Source organism: Nosocomiicoccus massiliensis, from assembly GCF_002871345.2.
GTDB classification, from domain to species: domain Bacteria; phylum Bacillota; class Bacilli; order Staphylococcales; family Salinicoccaceae; genus Nosocomiicoccus; species Nosocomiicoccus ampullae_A.
This window is the reverse complement of sequence record NZ_CP136964.1, coordinates 1,387,394-1,410,178: the sequence shown is the minus strand read 5'-3', so window position 1 is coordinate 1,410,178 and position 22,785 is coordinate 1,387,394. Positions and strand designations below refer to the sequence as shown.

Here is a 22,785-nt window from a genome sequence, read left to right as displayed (position 1 = left end):
CCTCCAGTTATTCTTAATTTAAGCGACTTGTAATTGCTGTTTCATATAGTTCTTTTACTTCTGACATCGGTAAGTCTAATTCTAAGCCTTCTGCTTTCACTTTAAAGTTTTCACCTGTCACTGTACCGATTTCTACAGCGTCTTTAATATTTAATCCTTTTTTACCAACTACGATATACGTACCTGCTGTTTCACTGAATAATAGATCACCACGAACGTCTAATTGAACGTCTGCCCCTAAGTCATAGTGCGATAGGAGTTGTGCAAGTTTGATAATGAAACCACCACGACCGATCGGTGCGATTTTTTCTAAATCACCATCTAATAATAGTTGTCTTAACTCCATACCACGTGCGTATTCTTTATCTAAATCAACCGTACGTTCTGTATGACGCACTGTGTTGTCGACGAGTTTTTCGATTTGGCTTCCACTAAATTCAGGTGTTAACTCTCCAACGACGTAAATGCTGTCGCCTTCTTTTACAAATCGCTCAGTTAAATACGTCACGTCTTCAATTAAACCGACCATACCGATAATTGGTGTCGGTAATACTGGGCCGTCTTTTGTCTCGTTATATAACGAAACGTTTCCTGAAATTACTGGTGTATTTACAGCAACTGATGCTTCAGCCATACCTTTAGTTGACTGTTTAATAATTTCATACATTTCTTTATTTTCAGGGTTACCGTAGTTCAGACCGTCCGTCATCGCAATTGGTAACGCACCTGTTGCAAGTGTCGTTCTAAACGCGTGTAATACTGTCTCTTTCCCTCCGTTATATGGATCTGCTTCAACGTAACGTCCTTTACCGTCAATCGCTACAGCAATCGCTTTATTGCTGTCTCCAATACGGACAATTCCTGCACCAAATCCAGAGCCTTGTAGCGTGTCTTCTTTACGATCGAATTTGTTGTAAATGTATGACTTATCTCCAAGTGTTGGATGGTGAATGAGTTGTTTAAAGACATCGACTAAATCTTCGTTACTATAGTCTACTCTTGCTTCATCTAATTCTCTTTCTTTACCTTCTAAGATAACTTCTGGTGCGTTTTCTAAATGTTCAGTTGGAAGGTCTGCGTACTTTTCACCTTCGTAATATAAAACGAGTGATTCACCTTCAGTAACTTCACCGATTACAGCGGCTGGTAAATCATGTTTTTCGAAAATTTTAAGAAATTCTTCTTCTGAACCGTCTTCTACGACGAGAAGCATTCTCTCTTGTGTTTCAGATAACATCATTTCAAATGGTGAAATTGTATCGTCAGATACAGGTACTTTATCTAAATGCATTTCAATACCGTATCCACCTTTAGCTGCCATTTCTGCTGAAGATGAAGTAAGCCCCGCTGCACCCATATCTTGAATACCGACGAGTTTATCGTGTTTGATTGCTTCAAGTGTTGCGTGCATTAAACGTTTACCGATTTCAGGATATCCTTCTTGTGTATCTGGAATTTCTACTTTACGGTCCTCACCTAACTCTTCACTTGAGAATGACGCACCTAAAATACCGTCTTTGCCTGTTTCAAGACCTGCATAAACGACTTTGTTCCCGACACCTTGTGCGAGCCCTTTTTGAATGTCATCATGATTAATTAAACCGACTGCCATCGCGTTAACGAGCGGACGTCCTTGGAAACGTTCATCGAATTCTACTTCTCCAGTTACAGCGCTAATTTCCATCGTATTACCATAAAATTGTAAACCGTCTGTTGCCTCTTTTAATAACCACTTACTGTTATCATTGTCTAACTCACCAAATCTTAGAGAGTTTACGAGCGCAATTGGTGTTGAACCGATTGATACGATGTCACGTAAAATCCCACCAATACCAGTCGCAGCACCATGGAACGGTGCAACTGCTGACGGAGAGTTATGAGATTCTACTTTAAATACGACCGCTTCATTGTCGCCAATATCCACAACTCCTGCACCTTCACCAGGTCCCATTAATACGCGTTCACCTTTTGAGTTGAATTGGCGTAAAAATGTTTTAGATGTTTTGTAACTACAATGTTCACTCCACATAGACGCAAAAATTCCAGTTTCTGTGTAGTTTGGTTGTCTTCCTAATAACTCAACGACTTTGTCGTACTCATCTTCACGTAATCCCATTTGTGTATATAGTTTCTCATCGGCAATTTGTTGTGCAGTAGGTTCATTAAATTTTGTCATTATTTTCCTCCAACGTTTTAATTTCTTATTTTAGAAATGTTGTTTAATATCGTTTAATGTCGTTTCGATTTCATCTGTGAGTATTGTGACGTGGCCCATTTTACGTTCAGGTTTACGGTCTGATTTTCCATATAAGTGAACGTTCCAGTCTGAGTGTTTATATAATTCATCTTCTAAGCGATCTAAATCTTGTCCGAGTAAGTTCATCATAATCGCTGGTTGATGCTGATAAACTTCTGGTAATGGTAAATCACATACCGCTAATATATGTGCGTCAAACTGACTGATGTTACACGCTTCAATCGTATAATGTGCTGAGTTGTGAGGTCTTGGTGCGATTTCATTGACGTAGACGTTGTTGTCTTTGTCGACGAAAAATTCTACTGTGAAGACTCCGACGAATAGTAACTCTTCCATGATGAGTTCGACTTGTCGTTTCGCTTCTTCAAATACGTCAATTCTTGACGGTGCAATCGTACGATACAGAATTTGATTGCGATGTAAGTTTTCTTGAAGTGGGAAGACGACTGTTTCACTACTTGCGCTTCTTGCTACTGTTAACGACACTTCTCGTTCTAGGTCGATATATTTTTCTGTAACGAGTTCAACGTCTCCAAATGGCACGTCTTTAATATCTTTTTCTGACTCAATTAAATATTGCCCTTTACCATCATAACCACCTGTTGCAGTTTTTACGATCACAGGGTAATCATGTTTTTCGATAAACTGCTGCAATTCTTCTTTTGTATTCGTCGTTTGATACGGTACGACTGTCGCTCCTGATTTTTGAATTGCTGCTTTTTCAGTTTCTCTGTCTTGAAGGGTGAGTACTGTCTCTGCACCTTGAGGAACATAGTGATGTTCGACTAAATCTCTCAGTAAATGTGCATCGATGTTTTCAAATTCATACGTTAGAACATCTGACATTTCTGCAAGTTGTTTAAGCGCACTTTCATCACTAAAGTCCGAATGAATAAATTCGTGACACGTCGCACGAGCAGGGGCATCTTCAGATGGATCTAAAATCGCAACTTTATAACCCATTCGAAGGGCACTTTGTGCGAGCATTTTACCGAGCTGTCCACCACCGATAATCCCGATTGTTTTCATTGGTAATATCGTCTTACTTGAGGTCATTTTGCATATCCTCCACTTTTTTTTCTAATGATTTTGTGTATGCTTCTAATTTGTCATAGACTGATTCGTCTTCTATCGCGATCATTTTCGCCGCATAAATTCCAGCATTCGTCGCTCCAGCTTCACCAATTGCCATCGTAGCCACTGGTACACCACCTGGCATTTGAACGATAGAATATAACGAATCGACACCGCTTAACGCTTTCGTTTGAATCGGTACGCCAACGACTGGTACGTTCGTCATCGAAGCGATCATCCCTGGCAAGTGTGCTGCTCCGCCAGCTCCTGCGATGATTACTTTCGTCCCTTTTTCTTTTGCATTTTCAGCAAATTCATACATATTTTTAGGCGTACGATGCGCACTTACGACTTCGACATTTGTTTCAATCCCGAAATAGTCGAGCATGTCTTTTGCTTTTTTCATCGTTGGCCAATCAGAAGAACTACCCATTACGATACTAACTACCAAAATACTCACTCCGTTTTTTAAGAATTCATTAATAATATACCACATAAAACATCGACAAAAAACCGAAAATACGAACGTTTTTTATTTTTTAAAAGCGAATGTTTGTGTTTTAACGAAAACAAACATAAAAAAGGGCGATTTAAATTATAAATCGCCCTTTTTTATATCATCTAATGTTTTTTCAATTGCATAAATATATAAATCTACTTCAGCTGCTCCGTTCATTTTAAAGCGCTCGTTAAAAATAAAGTGTGGCACACTTTGAACGCCGAGAATTTTCCCGTAATTAAAGTCTTCGAGTACAAGTTCCGCGAATTCTGATTCATCTTCAATCACTTCTTTTGCGCGTGCTGTATCGAGTTCTACCGCTTCAGCAACTGATAAAAGCGCATCTTTATCAGCAACGTTTTCGTTCAACTTAAAGTTACGATAGTATAATTCATCTAACGTTTCACTACCTTTTCCTTCTTGAATAGCAAACTTTAATAAACGATGCGCATCACGTGTATTTGATGGCACAACGTTTTCTAGATTCAATTCAATACCTTCTGCTTTTGCAGACTCGATTAAAATACGGTATTGTCTGCGAATTTCTTCTTCAGACACACCTGTTCTTTCTGATAATGACGTAATCAACGTTTCCTCTGGATATTTTGGTGCTTCATAGTTGAGTTCAAAGCTTTTATATTCGATTTCAAAATCGACTTCGTTAAATTCCTTTAACGCTTCTTCAAATTTCTTTTTTGCGATATAGCAATACGGACATGCGATATCTAAATATATTTTTATATTCATACAGCTCATCCTAATTTCAAATAGTCGTACTTTTATTTTACCAAATATTATACTTTTTTGAACAGTATCATGCGAAAACAGGCCGTTTCTGCTATAATATTTAATGCATGATTATCTATCGAGTATAACTTGCAATTATATGTATGATAGGAGAAAACAAAATGAAATATCGAGTATTACTGTATTACCACTACGTTACGATTGAAGATCCAGTAGAATTTGCTGATGAGCATCTTCAGTTTTGTAAAGACCTCGGTCTAAAAGGTCGTATTTTAGTCGCGAATGAAGGGATTAACGGCACAGTGTCAGGTGATTACGAACAGACTGAAAAGTACATCGAGTACATGAACAATCACCCACTATTTAAAGGAATGCCTTTTAAAATTGACGAAGCAGATACACATGCATTTAAGAAAATGCATTGCCGCCCACGTCCTGAACTCGTGAACTTAAGTTTAGAAGATGACATTAACCCACACGAAATTACGGGTGACTATTTATCACCCGAAGAGTGGATGGAAGCCATTCAAGATGAAAACACTGTCGTATTAGACGTAAGAAATGACTACGAATATGACGTTGGACACTTCCGTGGTGCTATTAAACCTGAAGTTTCAACATTTAGAGATACACCGGAATGGGTGAGACAAAACAAAGACCTATTTGAAGGTAAACGTGTCTTAACATATTGTACAGGTGGAATTCGTTGTGAGAAATTCTCTGGCTGGTTAAAACGTGAAGGTATTGGAGAAAACGTCGGACAACTTCACGGCGGTATCGCAACTTACGCTAAAGACGAAAATACAAAAGGTCAACTATGGGACGGTCAAATGTACGTATTTGATGAACGCCTAACAGTACCGATTAACCAAGTCGACCCAACAGTTATCGGTGTAGATCATTATGACGGCACACCATGTGAACGCTACGTCAACTGTGCGAACCCAGAGTGTAACGCACAAATTTTATGTAGCGAAGAAAACCAACACAATCATTTAGGCGCTTGCTCAATGAAATGTGCAGAGCACCCTAGAAACAGATATATTACGGTTCATAACATTCCACAAGAAGAAGTCGAAGAACGCCTTGAAGCAATGCGTAATAGTGACTTTGCTAAAACTGAAATGATCGGACCACGCGCATAATAAAAACACGTCACAATTGTGACGTGTTTTTTAGTATCTATAATACCCGTCCACTTTACCATGGACATATGATACTGCACGTAGTCCGACACCTTCGTCTGGATTTAATGCGTCGACCATCATTCCATCTCCAACATATACACCAACGTGTGCAAAGTCGTTAAAGAACACTAAGTCTCCTGGTTCAGGGTTTTCTACTCGTGTACCTTCTCTCACTTGATCATATGTTGTTCTAGAGATGTTAATCCCTTTAAATTCTCTTAAAAACTGCTGTGTAAACGCAGAACAATCAACTTCTGTATTAGAGTTCCCACCCCATACATATCGTTTCCCTACAGCTAGTTGTAACGCAAAATCCGCAGCGTCAGTATCAGGTTGTACAAAATGTTCATCTACAAACTTTCCATATGTATACGTTATAGAATCATTTTCCTCTTCTTCTTCAGAGAATGGTTGACTCGGCTGTAACATTAACGCATGCGCTTCGTTTGATAATACAAAGCACGCACATGCTGATAAAACAAAAGAAAGTATTAGCTTCTTCATATAATCCTCCTCTTCTAAAGAATAGAAGAACGAGCTTTCGCTCGTTCTTACTATTGTTCTACAACTACATATGCGCTAAACTCTTTAGTTTTCAACTCAAGTTGTCCAGATTTTTTATTAAATAATCCATTATCTTTGAATTGTTCACCAGAGTTAACATTTAACACATTAACTTTTTGTTTTGGTGACTCTAGAAGTACGACAAAGTTTGAATTTAACTGAGATACTTCTTCTGCGGCACCATTTGATTCACCGATAAGTTTTACTTTAAGTTGATCTGATAATCCATCTGATTCAAATCTTTCAAGAACTACATATACGTTGTCATAATCATTTAACTCTTTGAAGTTATCTACGTTAAACTTAACGCCGTAACCACCTAAATCAAATGTTAACGATTTGTTCTTTTTAAGTTTTGAAAGTGTGTTTAGTGCATTGCTATCTAACTCAACAGCTACACTGTTGTATTCAGAAAGATCAGCGACAACATCACTTCTACCATTTACGAATAATCCGTCATAGTTGTTTGGATCGAATGAAACAACTTCTCCTTCAAACTCTCCTTCGTCATCACCTGGTTCTGGCTCAGGATCTGGTTCTGGTGCTGGTTCGTTTGGTAATTCGTGATGTCCTTCTTTTACATCATTTTCAGCAGGGTTTACAGTGTACTCATATGTCTTACTGTTACCAGCTGCGTCCGCAAAGTCGATTGTTAAGTGGTAAGCAGTATCGAACTTCTGATCGAAGTTGAACTTACCTTCTTTAGTGAATTGTCCGTTACCAGTTAACTCTTCTTCACCGTTGCTTAATTTCACTTTACCTTTAACAAATAAGTTCGGATCGTAGTCTAATCCATAAAGCTCTTTAAGTTTTGGTAATGCGTTGATGTAAAGATCGTCTACAGTGAGATCTAAGTTTCCATCGACAACTTTAGCTTCTGTAATTTCAGTCGCTTTACGTTTAACGAATAATGGACCATCGAATTCAGAATTTAATTGAGATTGTCCATCAATTGATAGAACATCTACTGTGTATACACCGTCATCAATTTTACCAGGTACACGTTTTTCATCTACGATATTGTACATATCACCTGTAATCGGTAATTGATTTTTTAATTCTGGTAAGAATAAGAAATCAATCGTACCTTCATACCCATCGTTATCTGGACCAGATTTAGGGTCGAGTAAGTTAAAGTATGAAACAAGCGCATAACTTTGTGGTTGACCAAACTCAAGGTCGAGTACAGTTTCATCTTGTACACCGTCATCGTTTGGTGAAATGTGTAAGTCTTGTAATTCAACTTTCTTAATGCTTTCGCCACCTGCATCGTCACCGATTAGAGCTGCAAATGGAACGCTGTAATCACCGTGGTCACTCTTCACGTGAATGTAACCTTGGACTTCTGTTCCGTCTGGTGTGTCTTCAGGAGCATCAATCGTAAATTCTACAGACGCATTGTCTGCTGTTGATACTGAAGTTTCGCTCGCTTTAAGGTTAATTCCAACATCTGATAACATTTCAATTTCGATGTTGTAGTTTACAGATGAACCACTATTATTCTCGATGAATAATTCTTTAGTTTTTGATTCTCCACTTTGCATTTTTCCAAATGACATAGTACCGCGTGTATGTTCATGAACTGTTCCGTCCATTTCTGTTTCATGATTCACTTTAAGTAGTGAGTCAGTTGTTGAAGCTGCATACGGTTGTACAAGTCCAGCACCTTGATCGAATACATCAAATGTAGATGTGTCGAGTAATTTCGCTGTGTTTGAAAGTGCAGATTTCACATCAAATGGCGTGTAATCAGGATTTAACTCTAAGGTTAACGCTGCAATACCTGCAACATGTGGAGTTGCCATTGAAGTACCTGTGTACTCTGCGAATGCATATGTGTAATCCATATTTTCGTCGAATGCTTTAAACACTGGTACTGTAGATAAGATGTTTGTACCCGGTGCTGAAACATCCGGCTTAATGTCAAAGTTTGGTTTCGACGGACCTCTAGAAGATGAATCGTTCATTTCGTCTCCACCTGATACTTCATCTTTAAATGAGTTAAACGTCACTTTACCTTCTTTGTTTTTGTCGATAGCTTCTTTGAACTCTTTACCGTCAGTGTAACCAACATCTAATGTCGGTACGTAGTGGAATGATTTACCTAAGAATAATCCTGTTGGACCAGGTGCGCCGCTTCCACTTTCAGAGTTATAAATAATAACCCCTTTTGCACCTTGTTCTTTAGCGTTTTGAACTTTTTCAACAAATGGAATATCTCCACGTTGAATAAGTGCAACTTTATCTTTTACATCCAGTCCTTTAAAGTCTTCTACTTTACCAACATTTGGTACTGCAACTACTTCTTCAGTATCACTTAGTTGGTCTGCTGGATTTTCATTCATTGTGTATGTCATAAAGAGTACGTCTTTTAACTCTTTTTTATAGTCTCCAGATTCTAACGTAACATTTGCGTAGTATTTTAACTCTGGTAGTGTCGTGTTACCTACACCAATACCAATCGCTCCTGAAGCTGGACCACCAACTGTAGAACGGTTAGGTCCTGAGTTACCTGTCGCTGATACAGCAACTGTACCAAGTAACATAGCGTTGTTAACTGCAAATGAGTTTGCTTGCGCTTCTTCTGGTGAGCCGTTACCGAGTGATAAGTTAATAACGTCCATGCCGTCTTTAACTGCGTCTTCAATACCACTTACAATCCAGTTCGTATACCCGCTACCATATGCTCCAAGCACGCGGTATGCATATAATTGAACGTTCGGCGCAACACCAACAACACCGTATTCGTTGTTACCTTGTGCTGCAATTGTCCCCGCTACGTGTGTACCGTGAGTTGTCCAGTACTCACTTCCGTTTCTTTCTTCTGGAACATTGTCTGGACGCTCTGCCGGATTAGTTTCATACGGATCATCTGCTGCACGTGGTGATTTGTATTCATTACCTTCTACGTAGTTACGTCCACCTTTATAAACATCTTTTAAGTCTGGGTGGTTGTAGTCAATTCCAGTGTCGAGTACTCCGACTTTAACGCCGTTACCTTTTTCACCAATTTCCCAAACCTTTTCGATTTCAAGGTGTTTTAAAGCAGGTATTAGGTTAGATGAAACATCATCCTCACCTTTTGCTACCTCAGCTGATTCTGGAGTATGTATTTTCGTAATTTCAGGATCTAAAGTTACAACAGTATCTTTTTCAACAAATGCAACATCTTTAAGCTCAATCAGCTTGTCTAAGTCTTTTGCATCAACTGTTAATGCCTCAGCATTTAAGACTACGTCGTATTTCTTCTTCTCCTTAACTTTTATCTTCTTAAACTTTCTTTCTTTTTGAACACGTAATCGTTCTTTTGCGATTTCGTTTTTAACCTTCTTTTCGTCTGCTGCTGTAAAGTTTTTGCCTTTCGCATTAGCGATACCTTTTGCTAACCCTACAGACGGCGTACGATAGTGGACAATTACATCTACTTGCCCTGTCTCTCCTTCTAAGTTTTCAGAGATTGTTGCTGGACCATTGATAAGTTCTAATTGTTCAGCAATTGCTCGCTGTTGTTCAAGTTGTTCTTTTGTTAGTTTAACATCGTGCTTTAAACCTTCTACTCTAAGCGTGCTGTCTAAATCAAAATCATTTTCAGCCGCATTAGCGAGTGGCGAGAACGAGGTTAAAACAATTAGAACGATTGAGAACAGTAAAAACAAACGTCTAAGTTGCTCTACCATATACAAACCTCCTAAAAATTTTAATATCAAATTCTGAAAATTTGATATTTACAGTTATGTTAACGCTTTAGTTAAATAAATGCAATATGATTTATAAAAATTATTTTAAAATCCGAAATAAAAAAACGCACATCGAGTTGATGTGCGTTTTATATGAATGAAATTTTTATAATCCCATTTCTTCTTCGACTATTTGAGCAATTTTTTCTGCATAAGATTTCGCTTGTTCTTCTGTTTCTGCTTCTACCATTACACGTACAAGTGGCTCTGTTCCGGATGCACGAACTAAAATTCGTCCATTACCCGCCATTTCTTCTTCGACAGATTGTATGACTGATTTTACTTTTTCGTTATCAGTTACGTGATATTTGTCCTCGACTTTTACGTTCACGAGTTCTTGTGGGAATTTCACCATTTCACCATGTAATTCACTTAGTGTCTTACCACTTTTCTTAATGATGTGTGCGAGTTGTACACCTGTTAATAAACCGTCACCTGTTGTATTATGGTCGAGCATAATAATATGACCAGATTGCTCTCCACCTAAGTTATAGTTGTGTGTTTTCATTTCTTCAACGACGTAACGATCTCCAACTTTTGTTTTGTCGCTTTTAATTTTTAACTTTTCAAGTGCTTGATAAAACCCTAAGTTACTCATTACTGTACTTACGACCATGTCGTCATTTAAAAGACCATTTTCTTTTAAGTCCTTTGCTAAGATGTACATGATTTTATCTCCGTCGACGAGCTGTCCTTTTTCGTCAACCGCAATGATACGATCGCCATCTCCATCGAACGCAAGACCAAAGTCAGCACCGAGTTCGACGACTTTTTCTTGTAATTTCTCTGGATGTGTTGAACCGAATCCAGCGTTAATGTTTGTACCATCTGGATTACAGCCAATCGTATCAACGTCCGCTTCTAAGTCACCGAATAAGTACGGAGCAAGTGAATACGTCGCACCATGTGCACCGTCAAGGACGATATGTTGATCGAGTAGATCTCCGTCAATTGTCGCTTTTAAATGACTTAAATATTTTTGACCACCTTCGAAAAAGTCTGTTATAAATCCAACATCGACACCTGTCGGACGTGGCAATTCAGCATCTTCTTCTAACATACTTTCAATTTTTGCTTCTGTCTCGTCATCGAGTTTAAATCCGTCGTTTTGGAAGAACTTAATACCGTTATCCTCCACTGGGTTATGTGATGCAGAAATCATCACACCGAGGTCCGCTTCCATATCTTTTGTTAAATATGCAACACCTGGTGTTGAAATAACCCCAAGGCGAATGACTTCTGCTCCGATTGATAATAATCCAGCAATGAGTGCAGATTCTAACATCTCTCCAGAAATACGTGTATCTCTTCCGATCAGAACGCGCGGTCTTTCTTCTTTACTATTTTCAAGTAAAACACTGCCTCCAACACGTCCAAGTTTAAATGCGAGTTCTGGTGTTAAAAACGCGTTTGCTACTCCTCTAACACCGTCTGTTCCAAAATATTTACCCATAATTAACTCCTATTTCTTACTTATTTTGACTTCAGCTTTTATGTTCGCTGGTTCAGTTTTTTGTATATTACTTGGTAGTGATAGTGATACATTAAAACTACCAGATTGATCGATATCTTCTAAATTAATTTCCGCTTCGACTCCGACGATTTCATCAAGCATATCTTGTGGTCCGTATATTGTTATCGTCTCATTTTCTAATGAGATACCATCGAGTTGGTATCCACTTTTTAAACTACCGACGACATTTAAATAGACCGGCACTTCTTTACTATTTTCTTTCACTTTAATATCTACTGCAACTTTCTGCGGCTCGATTACGACATCTAATTTGTTATAAACGCCGTCAAAGACACTCACTTCCGCACTTTCTCTAATCGCGTCAGTAATCTTCTCAGTGCCAGAAATCATTGCACGAACATACTGTATACGTGCCATATCATCTTCTCCACCTCTAACAGTGACGACTTCTGGGTCTGTCGTAATAGACTCGATTGTATAGTTAGATGATAAACGACTTTCATTTACTTCCGCCTGAACTTCAAATGTTTGTTCGACTAAGTTTTGAATCGATACCATAGTCTTTTTCGGTAAAACTGTTGCTGTGACGTCTTCAGGTATTCCTTCTACTTCATACGTCACTTCAAACTCACCAAGCTCATAATTTCGTAAATCTAATATGACGTTAAAGTTATCTGTCGCTTGAATTTGCTTTAACTTTGATGGTGTTCCTGAGAAGTTCACTTGGACTGTTTTTTGTGCCCCTGTCACGTAGTACTCTTCTTCATCGTACTTTAATTCAACAGGTACATTTTCAATCGTAATCGTATTATTACCACCACTTTGTCCAAACAGATTAAAATCTTCAAATATCTTATTGGCACTCGCAAACATGAATAACGCGAGTATCAGTGATACGATAAGTATACCCGGTTTACTTTCTAGCAAATAGACCACCTCCGTCTTTCTTTACGGATGTCATTATCCAGTACTTCTTTAATTCTTCATCGAGTTCTTCTATCGAAATATTTTTTCTTAAACGGCTGTCAATAGTCGTAGAAACGTCACCAGTCTCTTCAGAAATGACGATTGTAAATGCATCTGTAACTTCTGAAATACCGACAGCTGCTCGGTGTCTAGTCCCAAGCTCTTTGCCAATCTTGTTACTATCCGATAGCGGTAAGTAACTACCTGCTGTAACGATTTTATCGTCTCGTACAATCATCGCTCCATCATGCAGTGGTGTATTCGGCACGAAAACGTTAATGAGTAATCCAGCAGTTAAATCTGCATTCATCGGCGTCCCTGTTTCGATATAGTCTTTTAATCCAGTTTCACGTTCAAATACAATTAAAGCCCCGATTCTACGTTTGGCCATATATTTCACAGCAGTAATCATTTCTTCACGGTACTTCTCTAATTCGTCTTCACGATTTGTCGTCGACTTTTTAAAGATCTTTCCTCGTCCGAGTTGTTCTAACGCTCGTCTTAACTCAGGCTGGAATATTACAATTACTGCTAAGAATCCCCATTGAAGTACAAGGTCAAATATTTGTGTCGTCGTCGTCAGTTCAAGGAAGTTACTCACTGCTCGACCGATGATTATGAAAAATATACCTTTGATTAACTGGATTGCTTTTGTCCCTTTAATCACATTAATTAGTTGATAAAATACAAACCATACAATTAATAAGTCGACAATACTTGTAATTAAATGGAGTGTTGGTGTTTCTTCAAATAGTTTTCCTATAAGCATGTCGTTTCTTTTCCTCTCTAGATAATAGATTTGAATCGCTCGTCGAGTTCGTCTATTATCTCATTCAATGCATTGAATTCACGCGTGAATTCAATCGTTCCATATATATCAAGCGCAGACTTAACGTCCCCTTTCGCAAGAAGTGAATATGAATACAATACTTTATCGTACACATTAGTTTTGTGTGCTGTAATTAGTTCTAGTGTATCAAATTTTTTCTCATGATACAGGCAAATACCCTTCATATAACGTACGTCGTCCTCTTTATAAGTGATATTCACTTGACGAGATAGATATTCCATTCTATTGATAATTCTAAGTACTGTATAGTACTGCTTTTTATCGAAATAAATATTCGCCATTAAAAATAAGTTTTGAATCGATTCTAGTTGAAACTGATTCGTATATGACATTTCAACGAGTGCACGTTCTAAAACGTCGAGTGCTTCATCATAATCATTATTTTTAACATAGTAGCGACTGATCACATTCGTATAACGAATAAAATAATCGTTCACAGGCATTTTTAACAGTATATCTGCTGCATCGTCTAGATATCGTTTACATAACTTGTATTGAGATCGATTTAAATAATATTCTCCATATATTAAATAGATTCTCGCTAGATCTAACTTTTTAATATCTTCTTTTTCTTCATAGTGGTTGTCGATAAATTGTTCAATGACGTCAAATTCTTCATTTTGAATTTTATTTTCATAAAAAATTATCTCACGACTCATATCGATATCGCTGTATTGATAGTTCTTACTTTCAACCATCAAGTCATTCACATTTACACCAAGTCGTTCACTTAACTTAACAAGCACGTTATTCGATGGCTGAACCGATCCTTTTTCAATTAAACTTAAATACGTTCTCGATACGATGCCTTCAGACAATTCTTCTTGAGTCAGCTTTTGATTGTTCCTTAATTCTTTAATTCTATTACCAATCATATGTACACCTCACGTTTCACTCTTTTAGAGTATGAACGTTTTTATAACAAAATGCAACAATGTTTAATAAACGTTAAAAAAGCTAGTGCAATTGCACTAGCTTACTTTGTACGTTTACCGAATAAATATTCTGTTACGTGTACAGCTGTTTCTGCTGTTTTATTTTCCTCATCGAGTAAAGGATTCACTTCTACTAAATCCATTGAAGTGAGTTTGTTTGTTTTACTTAATTCTTCCATAAACATGATGACTTCAGAAGTAAAAAGTCCTCCTGGTACTTTAGTACCTGTACCTTTTACTTCCATCGGGTCAATTGAGTCTACGTCAAATGATAAATGTAAACCATCTGTATGCTCTAAATGCTTTAAAGTACGGTTTAAAATCTCATTTAAACCAAGTATTCTTACGTCACTCATAGAGAACGTTAAAATATTCTTTTCTTTAATTAGTTCTTTTTCTCCATCGTCTAAATCTCTAATTCCGATTAAGACGACGTTTTCAAATTTAAGTTTTGCATTAAAGCCGTTCACCGACGTTAACTTATCATTACCTACACCTAATAATTCTGCTAAAATCATACCGTGAATATTACCACTCGGAGATGTTTCTGCTGTATTTAAATCACCATGTGCATCAAACCAAATGACGCCTAAGTTGTCATAGTGAGGTGCAATTCCAGATAAACTACCAAGCGCAAGCGAGTGATCCCCACCGATAGTTAAAGGGAATTTATTGTTTTCTACACTTGATGATGTTGCTTTAGCGAGCGCTTCAGAGTAGTCTCTTACTTCATCTAAATTTTTAAGATCATCTGTTACTTTAATATTTTGTTTAGTAAAATTATGAGGATAGTTACCGATAATATTTCCAACATCAGTAACAGTATGTCCATTTTGTTCAAGCATTTCTACAATGCCCGCCATTCTTAAAGCATCTGGTCCAAAAGTCACTCCAGGTTTACCTTGCCCAAATGCTGTTGTTGCTCCAATTAAGTCAATCTCAAATGACATATTAAAACCCACCTTTATGTATTATATATATAGTTTATATGAGGTGAGATGGATAAACAATATGTAAATTAAAACGTTTTCATGTATATATTATGCATAAAAAAAGCACTAGCTATTGCTAGTGCTATTAGTGAGCCGTACAGGAATCGAACCTGTGACCCTCTGATTAAAAGTCAGATGCTCTACCGACTGAGCTAACGGCTCATACTGGCCTGAAAGGATTCGAACCTTTGCATGACGGAGCCAAAATCCGTTGCCTTACCGCTTGGCTACAGGCCAATATAATGGTGGAAGGGGGCAGATTCGAACTGCCGAACCCGAAGGAGCGGATTTACAGTCCGCCGCGTTTAGCCACTTCGCTACCCTTCCATAAAAAAATGGAGAATGGCGGGCTCGAACCACCGACCCCCTGCTTGTAAGGCAGGTGCTCTCCCAGCTGAGCTAATTCTCCAAGTTATAAAATTGTATAAAAAAGTGACCCCTACGGGACTCGAACCCGTGTTACCGCCGTGAAAGGGCGGTGTCTTAACCGCTTGACCAAGGGGCCATAAAAGCTCCGCAGGTAAGATTCGAACTTACGACCGATCGGTTAACAGCCGATAGCTCTACCACTGAGCTACTGCGGAATAATATAAAAATGTTTGCCTAGCGACGTCCTACTCTAGCACGGGTCAACCGAACTACCATCGGCGCTGGAGAGCTTAACTTCTGTGTTCGGCATGGGAACAGGTGTGGCCTCTCCGCCATCGTCACTAGACATACACTCAAAACCAAATAGAAGCAATTCGTAGTTACACGCTTGAATCATATTGAATAAGTCATCGATGAATTAGTATTTGTCCGCTGAGTATGTCACCATACTTACACGCCAAACCTATCAACCAGATCGTCTCTCTGGCATCTATAGGGAAATCTCATCTTGAGGGGGGCTTCATACTTAGATGCTTTCAGTATTTATCCCGTCCATACGTAGCTACCCAGCTATGCCGTTGGCACGACAACTGGTACACCAGTGGTATGTCCATCCCGGTCCTCTCGTACTAAGGACAGCGCCTCTCAAATTTCCTACGCCCACGACGGATAGGGACCGAACTGTCTCACGACGTTCTGAACCCAGCTCGCGTACCGCTTTAATGGGCGAACAGCCCAACCCTTGGAACCGACTACAGCTCCAGGATGCGATGAGCCGACATCGAGGTGCCAAACCTCCCCGTCGATGTGAACTCTTGGGGGAGATAAGCCTGTTATCCCCGGGGTAGCTTTTATCCGTTGAGCGATGGCCCTTCCATGCGGAACCACCGGATCACTAAGTCCGTCTTTCGACCCTGCTCGACTTGTTGGTCTCACAGTCAAGCTCCCTTATACCTTTACACTCTTTGAATGATTTCCAACCATTCTGAGGGAACCTTTGAGCGCCTCCGTTACATTTTAGGAGGCGACCGCCCCAGTCAAACTGTCCACCTGACACTGTCTCCGTACCGGATCACGGTACCGGGTTAGAACCGCAAGTACACCAGGGTGGTATCCCACCAGCGTCTCCACATACACTGACGTGCATGCTTCTTAAACTCCCACCTATCCTGTACAGGTGTACTCGAGATTCAATATCAAGCTACAGTAAAGCTCCACGGGGTCTTTCCGTCCTGTCGCGGGTATCCAGCATCTTCACTGGAACTATGATTTCACCGAGCCTCTCGTTGAGACAGTGCCCAAATCGTTACGCCTTTCGTGCGGGTCAGAACTTACCTGACAAGGAATTTCGCTACCTTAGGACCGTTATAGTTACGGCCGCCGTTTACTGGGGCTTCGATTTGTACCTTCGCTTACGCTAAGCACGCCTCTTAACCTTCCAGCACCGGGCAGGCGTCAGCCCCTATACGTCACCTTTCGGTTTGGCAGAGACCTATGTTTTTGATAAACAGTCGCTTGGGCCTATTCACTGCGGCTCATTTTCATGAGCACCCCTTCTCCCGAAGTTACGGGGTCATTTTGCCGAGTTCCTTAACGAGAGTTCGCTCGCTCACCTTAGAATTCTCTTCCCAACTACCTGTGTCGGTTTGCGGTACGGGCAGTATAACACTCGCTAGCGGGTTTTCTTGGCAGTGTGAATATCGATCTTCGGGCTTCGCCCTCCGCATCATGACTTACCTTACACTCATACCGGATTTGCCTGGTATGACAGCTTGTCACTTGCACGCACTCTTCCAGTCGTGCGATTCGATTCTCCTCCTGCGTCACCACTTCACTCATTCATGTTACACCGGTACAGGAATTTCTACCTGTTGTCCATCGCCTACGCTGTTTGCCTCGGCTTAGGTCCCGACTTACCCAGAGCGGACGAGCCTTCCTCTGGAAACCTTAGTCGTTCGGTGGACGGGATTCTCACCCGTCTTGCGCTACTCACACCGGCATTCTCACTTCTATACGCTCCACTTTCCCTCTCGGTTTGGCTTCGCTGCATATAGAACGCTCTCCTACCATCCTCTCGGATCCACAGTTTCGGTAATATGTTTAGCCCCGGTACATTTTCGGCGCAGCGTCACTCGACTAGTGAGCTATTACGCACTCTTTAAATGATGGCTGCTTCTAAGCCAACATCCTAGTTGTCTGTGCAACGCCACATCCTTTTCCACTTAACATATATTTGGGGACCTTAACTGGTGGTCTGGGCTGTTTCCCTTTCGACAATGGACCTTATCACCCACTGTCTGACTCCCATACATCTCATCTATGGCATTCGGAGTTTGTCTGAACTCGGTAACCCGGGATGGGCCCCTTATCCAAACAGTGCTCTACCTCCACGATGATAATATGAGGCTATACCTAAATATATTTCGGAGAGAACCAGCTATCTCCAGGTTCGATTGGAATTTCACCCCTACCCACAACTCATCCGGTCATTTTTTAACATAAGTCGGTTCGGTCCTCCATCCAGTGTTACCTGGACTTCAACCTGGTCATGGGTAGATCACCTGGTTTCGGGTCTACACACACATACTACTCGCCCATTTCAGACTCGCTTTCGCTTCGGCTCCACATTCGCTGCTTAACCTTGCATGTATGCGTAACTCGCCGGTTCATTATACAAAAGGCACGCCATCACCCTTATAGGGCTCTGACTACTTGTAGGCACACGGTTTCAGGTTCTATTTCACTCCCCTCCCGGGGTGCTTTTCACCTTTCCCTCACGGTACTGGTTCACTATCGGTCACCAAGGAGTATTTAGCCTTAGGAGATGGTCCTCCCAGATTCCGACGGAATTCCTCGTGTTCCGCCGTACTCAGGATACTTCTAGCGTCCGCTCGCTTGTCGTGTACGGGACTGTTACCCTCTATGGTCATTCTTTCCATAATCTTCCACTAAACTTGCTTCTCGCATCTCGAAGTCCTACAACCCCAGTTTAAACTGGTTTGGGCTCTTCCCACTTCGCTCGCCGCTACTACGGGAATCGTGTTTACTTTCTCTTCCTCTGGGTACTAAGATGTTTCAGTTCCCCAGGTCTACCTCTACCATCACTACTTAATTCGTAATGGAGTGACATTAAAAATGCCGGGTTCCCCCATTCGGAAATCTTCGGATCACAGCTTACTTACAGCTCCCCAAAGCATATCGGTGTTTGTTCCGTCCTTCTTCGGCTCTTGGTGCCAAGGCATCCACCGTGCGCCCTTCACTACTTAATCGTAATGAATTTGTGAGAGAGTATCTCTACTCTATCGCGCGTGTATTTTTGAACTTTTTCGTTCTCGGTTTCTACGCTTGAAATCATATATTAATATATAATCTGTTGCTTCTATTTGGTTTTCAATGTACGTCTTTAGAGTGATTACACTCAAAACTGAATACAATATGTCATCTTTCCGTTCCATTTCCTTAGAAAGGAGGTGATCCAGCCGCACCTTCCGATACGGCTACCTTGTTACGACTTCACCCCAATCATCAGTCCCACCTTCGACGGCTCCCTCCTAATGGTTAGGCCACCGGCTTCAGGTGTTACCAACTTTCGTGGTGTGACGGGCGGTGTGTACAAGACCCGGGAACGTATTCACCGTGGCATTCTGATCCACGATTACTAGCGATTCCAGCTTCATGGAGTCGAGTTGCAGACTCCAATCCGAACTGAGAACAGTTTTATGGGATTCGCTTGACCTCACGGTTTCGCTGCCCTTTGTTCCTGCCCATTGTAGCACGTGTGTAGCCCAAATCATAAGGGGCATGATGATTTGACGTCATCCCCACCTTCCTCCGGTTTGTCACCGGCAGTCACTCTAAAGTGCCCAACTCAATGATGGCAACTAAAGTTAAGGGTTGCGCTCGTTGCGGGACTTAACCCAACATCTCACGACACGAGCTGACGACAACCATGCACCACCTGTCTCTCTGTCCCAAAGGGAAAATCATGTCTCCATGACGGTCAGAGGATGTCAAGATTTGGTAAGGTTCTTCGCGTTGCTTCGAATTAAACCACATGCTCCACCGCTTGTGCGGGTCCCCGTCAATTCCTTTGAGTTTCAGCCTTGCGGCCGTACTCCCCAGGCGGAGTGCTTAATGCGTTTGCTGCAGCACTAAGGGGCGGAAACCCCCTAACACTTAGCACTCATCGTTTACGGCGTGGACTACCAGGGTATCTAATCCTGTTTGATCCCCACGCTTTCGCACATCAGCGTCAGTTACAGACCAGAGAGCCGCCTTCGCCACTGGTGTTCCTCCATATCTCTGCGCATTTCACCGCTACACATGGAATTCCACTCTCCTCTTCTGCACTCAAGCGATACAGTTTCCAATGACCTTCCCCGGTTGAGCCGAGGGCTTTCACATCAGACTTATTTCGCCGCCTACGCGCGCTTTACGCCCAATAATTCCGGATAACGCTTGCCACCTACGTATTACCGCGGCTGCTGGCACGTAGTTAGCCGTGGCTTTCTGGTTAAGTACCGTCACACAGTAAGCAGTGACTCTTACTGTCGTTCTTCCTTAACAACAGTGCTTTACGATCCGAAGACCTTCTTCGCACACGCGGCGTTGCTCCGTCAGGCTTTCGCCCATTGCGGAAGATTCCCTACTGCTGCCTCCCGTAGGAGTCTGGACCGTGTCTCAGTTCCAGTGTGGCCGATCACCCTCTCAGGTCGGCTACGCATCGTCGCCTTGGTAAGCCGTTACCTCACCAACTAGCTAATGCGCCGCAGGCCCATCCTTAAGTGATAGATAAATCCACCTTTTAACTCCTAAACTTATGTTTAAAAGTGTTATCCGGTATTAGCTACGGTTTCCCGTAGTTATCCCAGTCTTAAGGGCAGGTTGCCCACGTGTTACTCACCCGTCCGCCGCTCGACTCTTAAAGTGAACCCGAAGGTTCGGTATAAGAAGTCGCGCTCGACTTGCATGTATTAGGCACGCCGCCAGCGTTCATCCTGAGCCAGGATCAAACTCTCCATAATAGTTAGAGTTTTCTAGCTCTTTTAAACTGCGTTTTATACTAGTCGCTCTAGTTTCGTTACCTTTATATAGTAACTTCTTTTTATCGGAATTAACGTTGACATATTGTCATTCAGTTTTCAATGTTCATTTGTCGCGCTTTTGAAAAGCGCAATATTTACTATAGCACGTTCAAAAAATTAAAGCAAGTTATTTTTTGATATTTTAAAATTTATTTTTCGTGCGTCTGTCGTTTCTTGATTTTGACGACTTTTATATAATAGCAAGTAAACAAAAAATGGTCAAGCGTAAAAATATATCTTTTTAAAAAACTTTAGAGCGCTGGTGTAGCGCTCTAAAGTTATAGTCTTTTATTTGTCTTTGTTAACGATACCGCGTGCGATTTTATCTTCTCTAGATGCTTCAATATATTTTGGCAATCTAAGTAATTGGTACGCATTTAATATGAGTACAGTAAATATCGAACGGTATATCCAAGTCGTATCTTCTACTGATATAAATGGTAGTAGTGTTAACGACGTCATAAATATCATAAAGAACAATGACGGTATAAAGATATTCTTTTCGACTTGTTTATTTTTAACATATGCGACTACGAATCCGACAATTACAACAATAATTGGTATCCATATGAATTCAAACGTTGAACCGTGATCTTTTCCAACTTTGAAAAATCTTAAGTAGAAAAGATCAAATATCGCATACATAATAAGAAGGATTTGTACGTATGGCCAAAAACTTCTAAATATCCCGAGTCCAAGTGGGTTAATGAACAAGTATATATAGAAAACAACTTGTGCGACAGTCGCGATAATAAGTCCGTATCCTATAATCCATATTAAACCGACGAAAAACTCAGAGAAGTCCCCTTTAAACAAGTGACTCGTCACGTTCTCATATTCTGTAAACAGACTGATAAAAGTAGACGCAATTACACCGATAATTAACGTCGTAAAGTAAAACTTAACAACATATTTTGAACTCATTCTTCTTCCTCGATAATGCGTTTTGCGATTTTCTCATAATGATCGCTAATTTCACCTTCAAGGTAAACGGACGGTGCAAAGTCTTCTTTGTCAAAGTTTGGTTGGCCAAGTGGAATCTGCCCGAGTAACGGCACGTTTAACTCTTCCGCGAGTTTTTGTCCGCCACCTTTACCGAATATATATTCCTTATTGCCTGTTTCTTTACTTTCAAAGTAAGACATATTCTCTACAACACCTAAAATCTCGTGATCCGTATGAATTGCCATCGCTCCTGCACGAGCTGCAACGAATGCTGCTGTTGGATGTGGTGTCGTTACGATAATCTCTTTACTTTCAGGTAACATTTGATGTACGTCAAGCGCAACATCTCCTGTTCCTGGTGGTAAATCGAGTAGAAGATAGTCTAGGTCGCCCCATTCTACTTCTTTAAAGAAGCTCGTTAACATTTTACCGAGCATTGGCCCTCTCCAAATGACAGGCGTATTCTCCTCAACAAAGAATCCCATAGAAATAACTTGAACCCCGAAGCGTTCAACCGGAATAATTTTTTTATCTTTAATTTCGGGTTGCTCTGAAATCCCCATCATATCTGGCACACTAAACCCGTATATATCTGCGTCGATGATTCCAACTCTTTTACCAAGCTTTTGTAATTTAACCGCAAGGTTTACCGTAACCGTTGATTTACCAACGCCACCTTTACCAGATGCTACAGAGATGAACTTCGTTTTCTCCATATCAAACTGACTTTCGTATTGGTTACCCATCGTCGCTTTATGTTTATTAATTTCTTCTTCTGGTAATTCGTCAAAACGAAGACCGACACTGTTAGCGCCCGCTTCTTTTAATAAATTAACGATTTTAATTTGTAAGTCTAACTGTTCTTGTCCACCTAAACGTCCAATTAAAATCTTTAAGCTGACGTGTCCTTTATCTTCTATTATTTTGACTGATTCGATACCACTCGTTTCAGAAATCGGTACGTTTAAAATCGGATCGTTTACACTCTCCACTATTTGACGTACTTCTGACTCTGTTATCATTTAAAATCCCCTCTCGATAATCGCTATTTGAACTTATATTATCATAATAAGCGATTGCTTCATGCAATAAAATGCGTATGAAG

Annotated in this window: 14 protein-coding genes, 6 tRNA genes and 3 rRNA genes; 1 reads left to right on the top strand and 22 read right to left on the bottom strand. The window is 40.5% G+C overall.

Annotated features, from left to right (window positions below; all coding sequences use genetic code 11):
- Window positions 1-13 precede the first annotated feature (13 nt).
- The 4 genes from purL to CJ229_RS07370 all read right to left on the bottom strand — a co-directional run bounded on the left by purL (window position 14) and on the right by CJ229_RS07370 (window position 4,577).
- On the bottom strand, window positions 14-2,176 hold the full coding sequence (gene purL, locus CJ229_RS07385) for a phosphoribosylformylglycinamidine synthase subunit PurL (protein ID WP_068129646.1): 2,163 nt from the start codon (window positions 2,174-2,176) through the stop codon (window positions 14-16).
- 30 nt (window positions 2,177-2,206) lie between these two features.
- Entirely contained in the window at window positions 2,207-3,313 is a 1,107-nt protein-coding gene (gene purK / locus CJ229_RS07380; RefSeq protein ID WP_070623463.1) for a 5-(carboxyamino)imidazole ribonucleotide synthase, read from the bottom strand.
- A complete protein-coding gene (gene purE / locus CJ229_RS07375) occupies window positions 3,300-3,782 on the bottom strand; it encodes a 5-(carboxyamino)imidazole ribonucleotide mutase (RefSeq protein ID WP_068129642.1) in 483 nt (160 codons plus the stop codon). Before purE ends, purK begins: the two co-directional genes overlap by 14 nt.
- 144 nt (window positions 3,783-3,926) lie before the next feature.
- On the bottom strand, window positions 3,927-4,577 hold the full coding sequence (locus tag CJ229_RS07370) for a DsbA family oxidoreductase (protein ID WP_180953419.1): 651 nt from the start codon (window positions 4,575-4,577) through the stop codon (window positions 3,927-3,929).
- A 161-nt stretch (window positions 4,578-4,738) separates the two neighbouring features.
- Between CJ229_RS07370 and CJ229_RS07365 the strand changes: the two genes are divergently transcribed.
- A complete protein-coding gene (locus CJ229_RS07365) occupies window positions 4,739-5,722 on the top strand; it encodes an oxygen-dependent tRNA uridine(34) hydroxylase TrhO (protein ID WP_068129634.1) in 984 nt (327 codons plus the stop codon).
- Between the two features lie 30 nt (window positions 5,723-5,752).
- On the opposite strand, the gene CJ229_RS07360 is transcribed toward CJ229_RS07365, so the two are convergent.
- The 18 genes from CJ229_RS07360 to CJ229_RS07275 all read right to left on the bottom strand — a co-directional run bounded on the left by CJ229_RS07360 (window position 5,753) and on the right by CJ229_RS07275 (window position 22,702).
- Window positions 5,753-6,268 carry a C40 family peptidase gene (locus CJ229_RS07360; protein WP_070458049.1) on the bottom strand — a complete coding sequence of 172 codons (516 nt, stop codon included), beginning with the start codon at window positions 6,266-6,268 and terminating at the stop codon, window positions 5,753-5,755.
- Between the two features lie 50 nt (window positions 6,269-6,318).
- Complete coding sequence (locus CJ229_RS07355; RefSeq protein ID WP_102167767.1) at window positions 6,319-10,005, bottom strand: S8 family serine peptidase; 3,687 nt, start codon at window positions 10,003-10,005, stop codon at window positions 6,319-6,321.
- 166 nt (window positions 10,006-10,171) lie between these two features.
- Entirely contained in the window at window positions 10,172-11,518 is a 1,347-nt protein-coding gene (gene glmM, locus CJ229_RS07350; protein WP_102167766.1) for a phosphoglucosamine mutase, read from the bottom strand.
- A gap of 9 nt (window positions 11,519-11,527) precedes the next feature.
- The gene (locus CJ229_RS07345; protein ID WP_102167765.1) at window positions 11,528-12,466 is read right to left on the bottom strand and encodes a CdaR family protein; all 939 of its coding nucleotides are present in this window, start codon (window positions 12,464-12,466) and stop codon (window positions 11,528-11,530) included.
- A complete protein-coding gene (gene cdaA / locus CJ229_RS07340) occupies window positions 12,453-13,274 on the bottom strand; it encodes a diadenylate cyclase CdaA (protein ID WP_102167764.1) in 822 nt (273 codons plus the stop codon). Before cdaA ends, CJ229_RS07345 begins: the two co-directional genes overlap by 14 nt.
- A 17-nt stretch (window positions 13,275-13,291) precedes the next feature.
- A complete protein-coding gene (locus tag CJ229_RS07335; protein WP_068129601.1) occupies window positions 13,292-14,230 on the bottom strand; it encodes a helix-turn-helix transcriptional regulator in 939 nt (312 codons plus the stop codon).
- A gap of 101 nt (window positions 14,231-14,331) precedes the next feature.
- A complete protein-coding gene (gene rocF, locus CJ229_RS07330) occupies window positions 14,332-15,240 on the bottom strand; it encodes an arginase (protein ID WP_102167763.1) in 909 nt (302 codons plus the stop codon).
- A 131-nt stretch (window positions 15,241-15,371) separates the two neighbouring features.
- Window positions 15,372-15,444: transfer RNA gene (locus CJ229_RS07325), tRNA-Lys, on the bottom strand.
- A gap of 3 nt (window positions 15,445-15,447) precedes the next feature.
- Window positions 15,448-15,519, bottom strand: a tRNA-Gln gene (locus CJ229_RS07320).
- Between the two features lie 6 nt (window positions 15,520-15,525).
- Window positions 15,526-15,609: transfer RNA gene (locus CJ229_RS07315), tRNA-Tyr, on the bottom strand.
- A gap of 9 nt (window positions 15,610-15,618) precedes the next feature.
- Window positions 15,619-15,691: transfer RNA gene (locus CJ229_RS07310), tRNA-Val, on the bottom strand.
- 24 nt (window positions 15,692-15,715) lie between these two features.
- Window positions 15,716-15,787 (bottom strand) — tRNA-Glu (locus tag CJ229_RS07305).
- 7 nt (window positions 15,788-15,794) lie between these two features.
- Window positions 15,795-15,866 (bottom strand) — tRNA-Asn (locus tag CJ229_RS07300).
- Between the two features lie 17 nt (window positions 15,867-15,883).
- Window positions 15,884-15,997: ribosomal RNA gene (gene rrf / locus CJ229_RS07295) — 5S ribosomal RNA — on the bottom strand.
- A gap of 52 nt (window positions 15,998-16,049) precedes the next feature.
- A 23S ribosomal RNA gene (locus CJ229_RS07290) occupies window positions 16,050-18,920 on the bottom strand.
- A gap of 194 nt (window positions 18,921-19,114) precedes the next feature.
- Window positions 19,115-20,675 (bottom strand): 16S ribosomal RNA (locus tag CJ229_RS07285).
- The 16S, 23S and 5S rRNA genes sit together here with 6 tRNA genes alongside, the layout of an rRNA operon.
- Before the next feature lie 348 nt (window positions 20,676-21,023).
- Window positions 21,024-21,659: a KinB-signaling pathway activation protein gene (locus tag CJ229_RS07280; RefSeq protein ID WP_068129547.1), complete on the bottom strand. Its 636-nt coding sequence runs from the start codon at window positions 21,657-21,659 to the stop codon at window positions 21,024-21,026.
- Window positions 21,656-22,702 (bottom strand): Mrp/NBP35 family ATP-binding protein, encoded by a 1,047-nt coding sequence (locus tag CJ229_RS07275; RefSeq protein WP_102167165.1) that lies wholly within the window; start codon window positions 22,700-22,702, stop codon window positions 21,656-21,658. The genes CJ229_RS07280 and CJ229_RS07275 overlap by 4 nt, the downstream gene beginning before the upstream one ends.
- Window positions 22,703-22,785 lie beyond the last annotated feature (83 nt).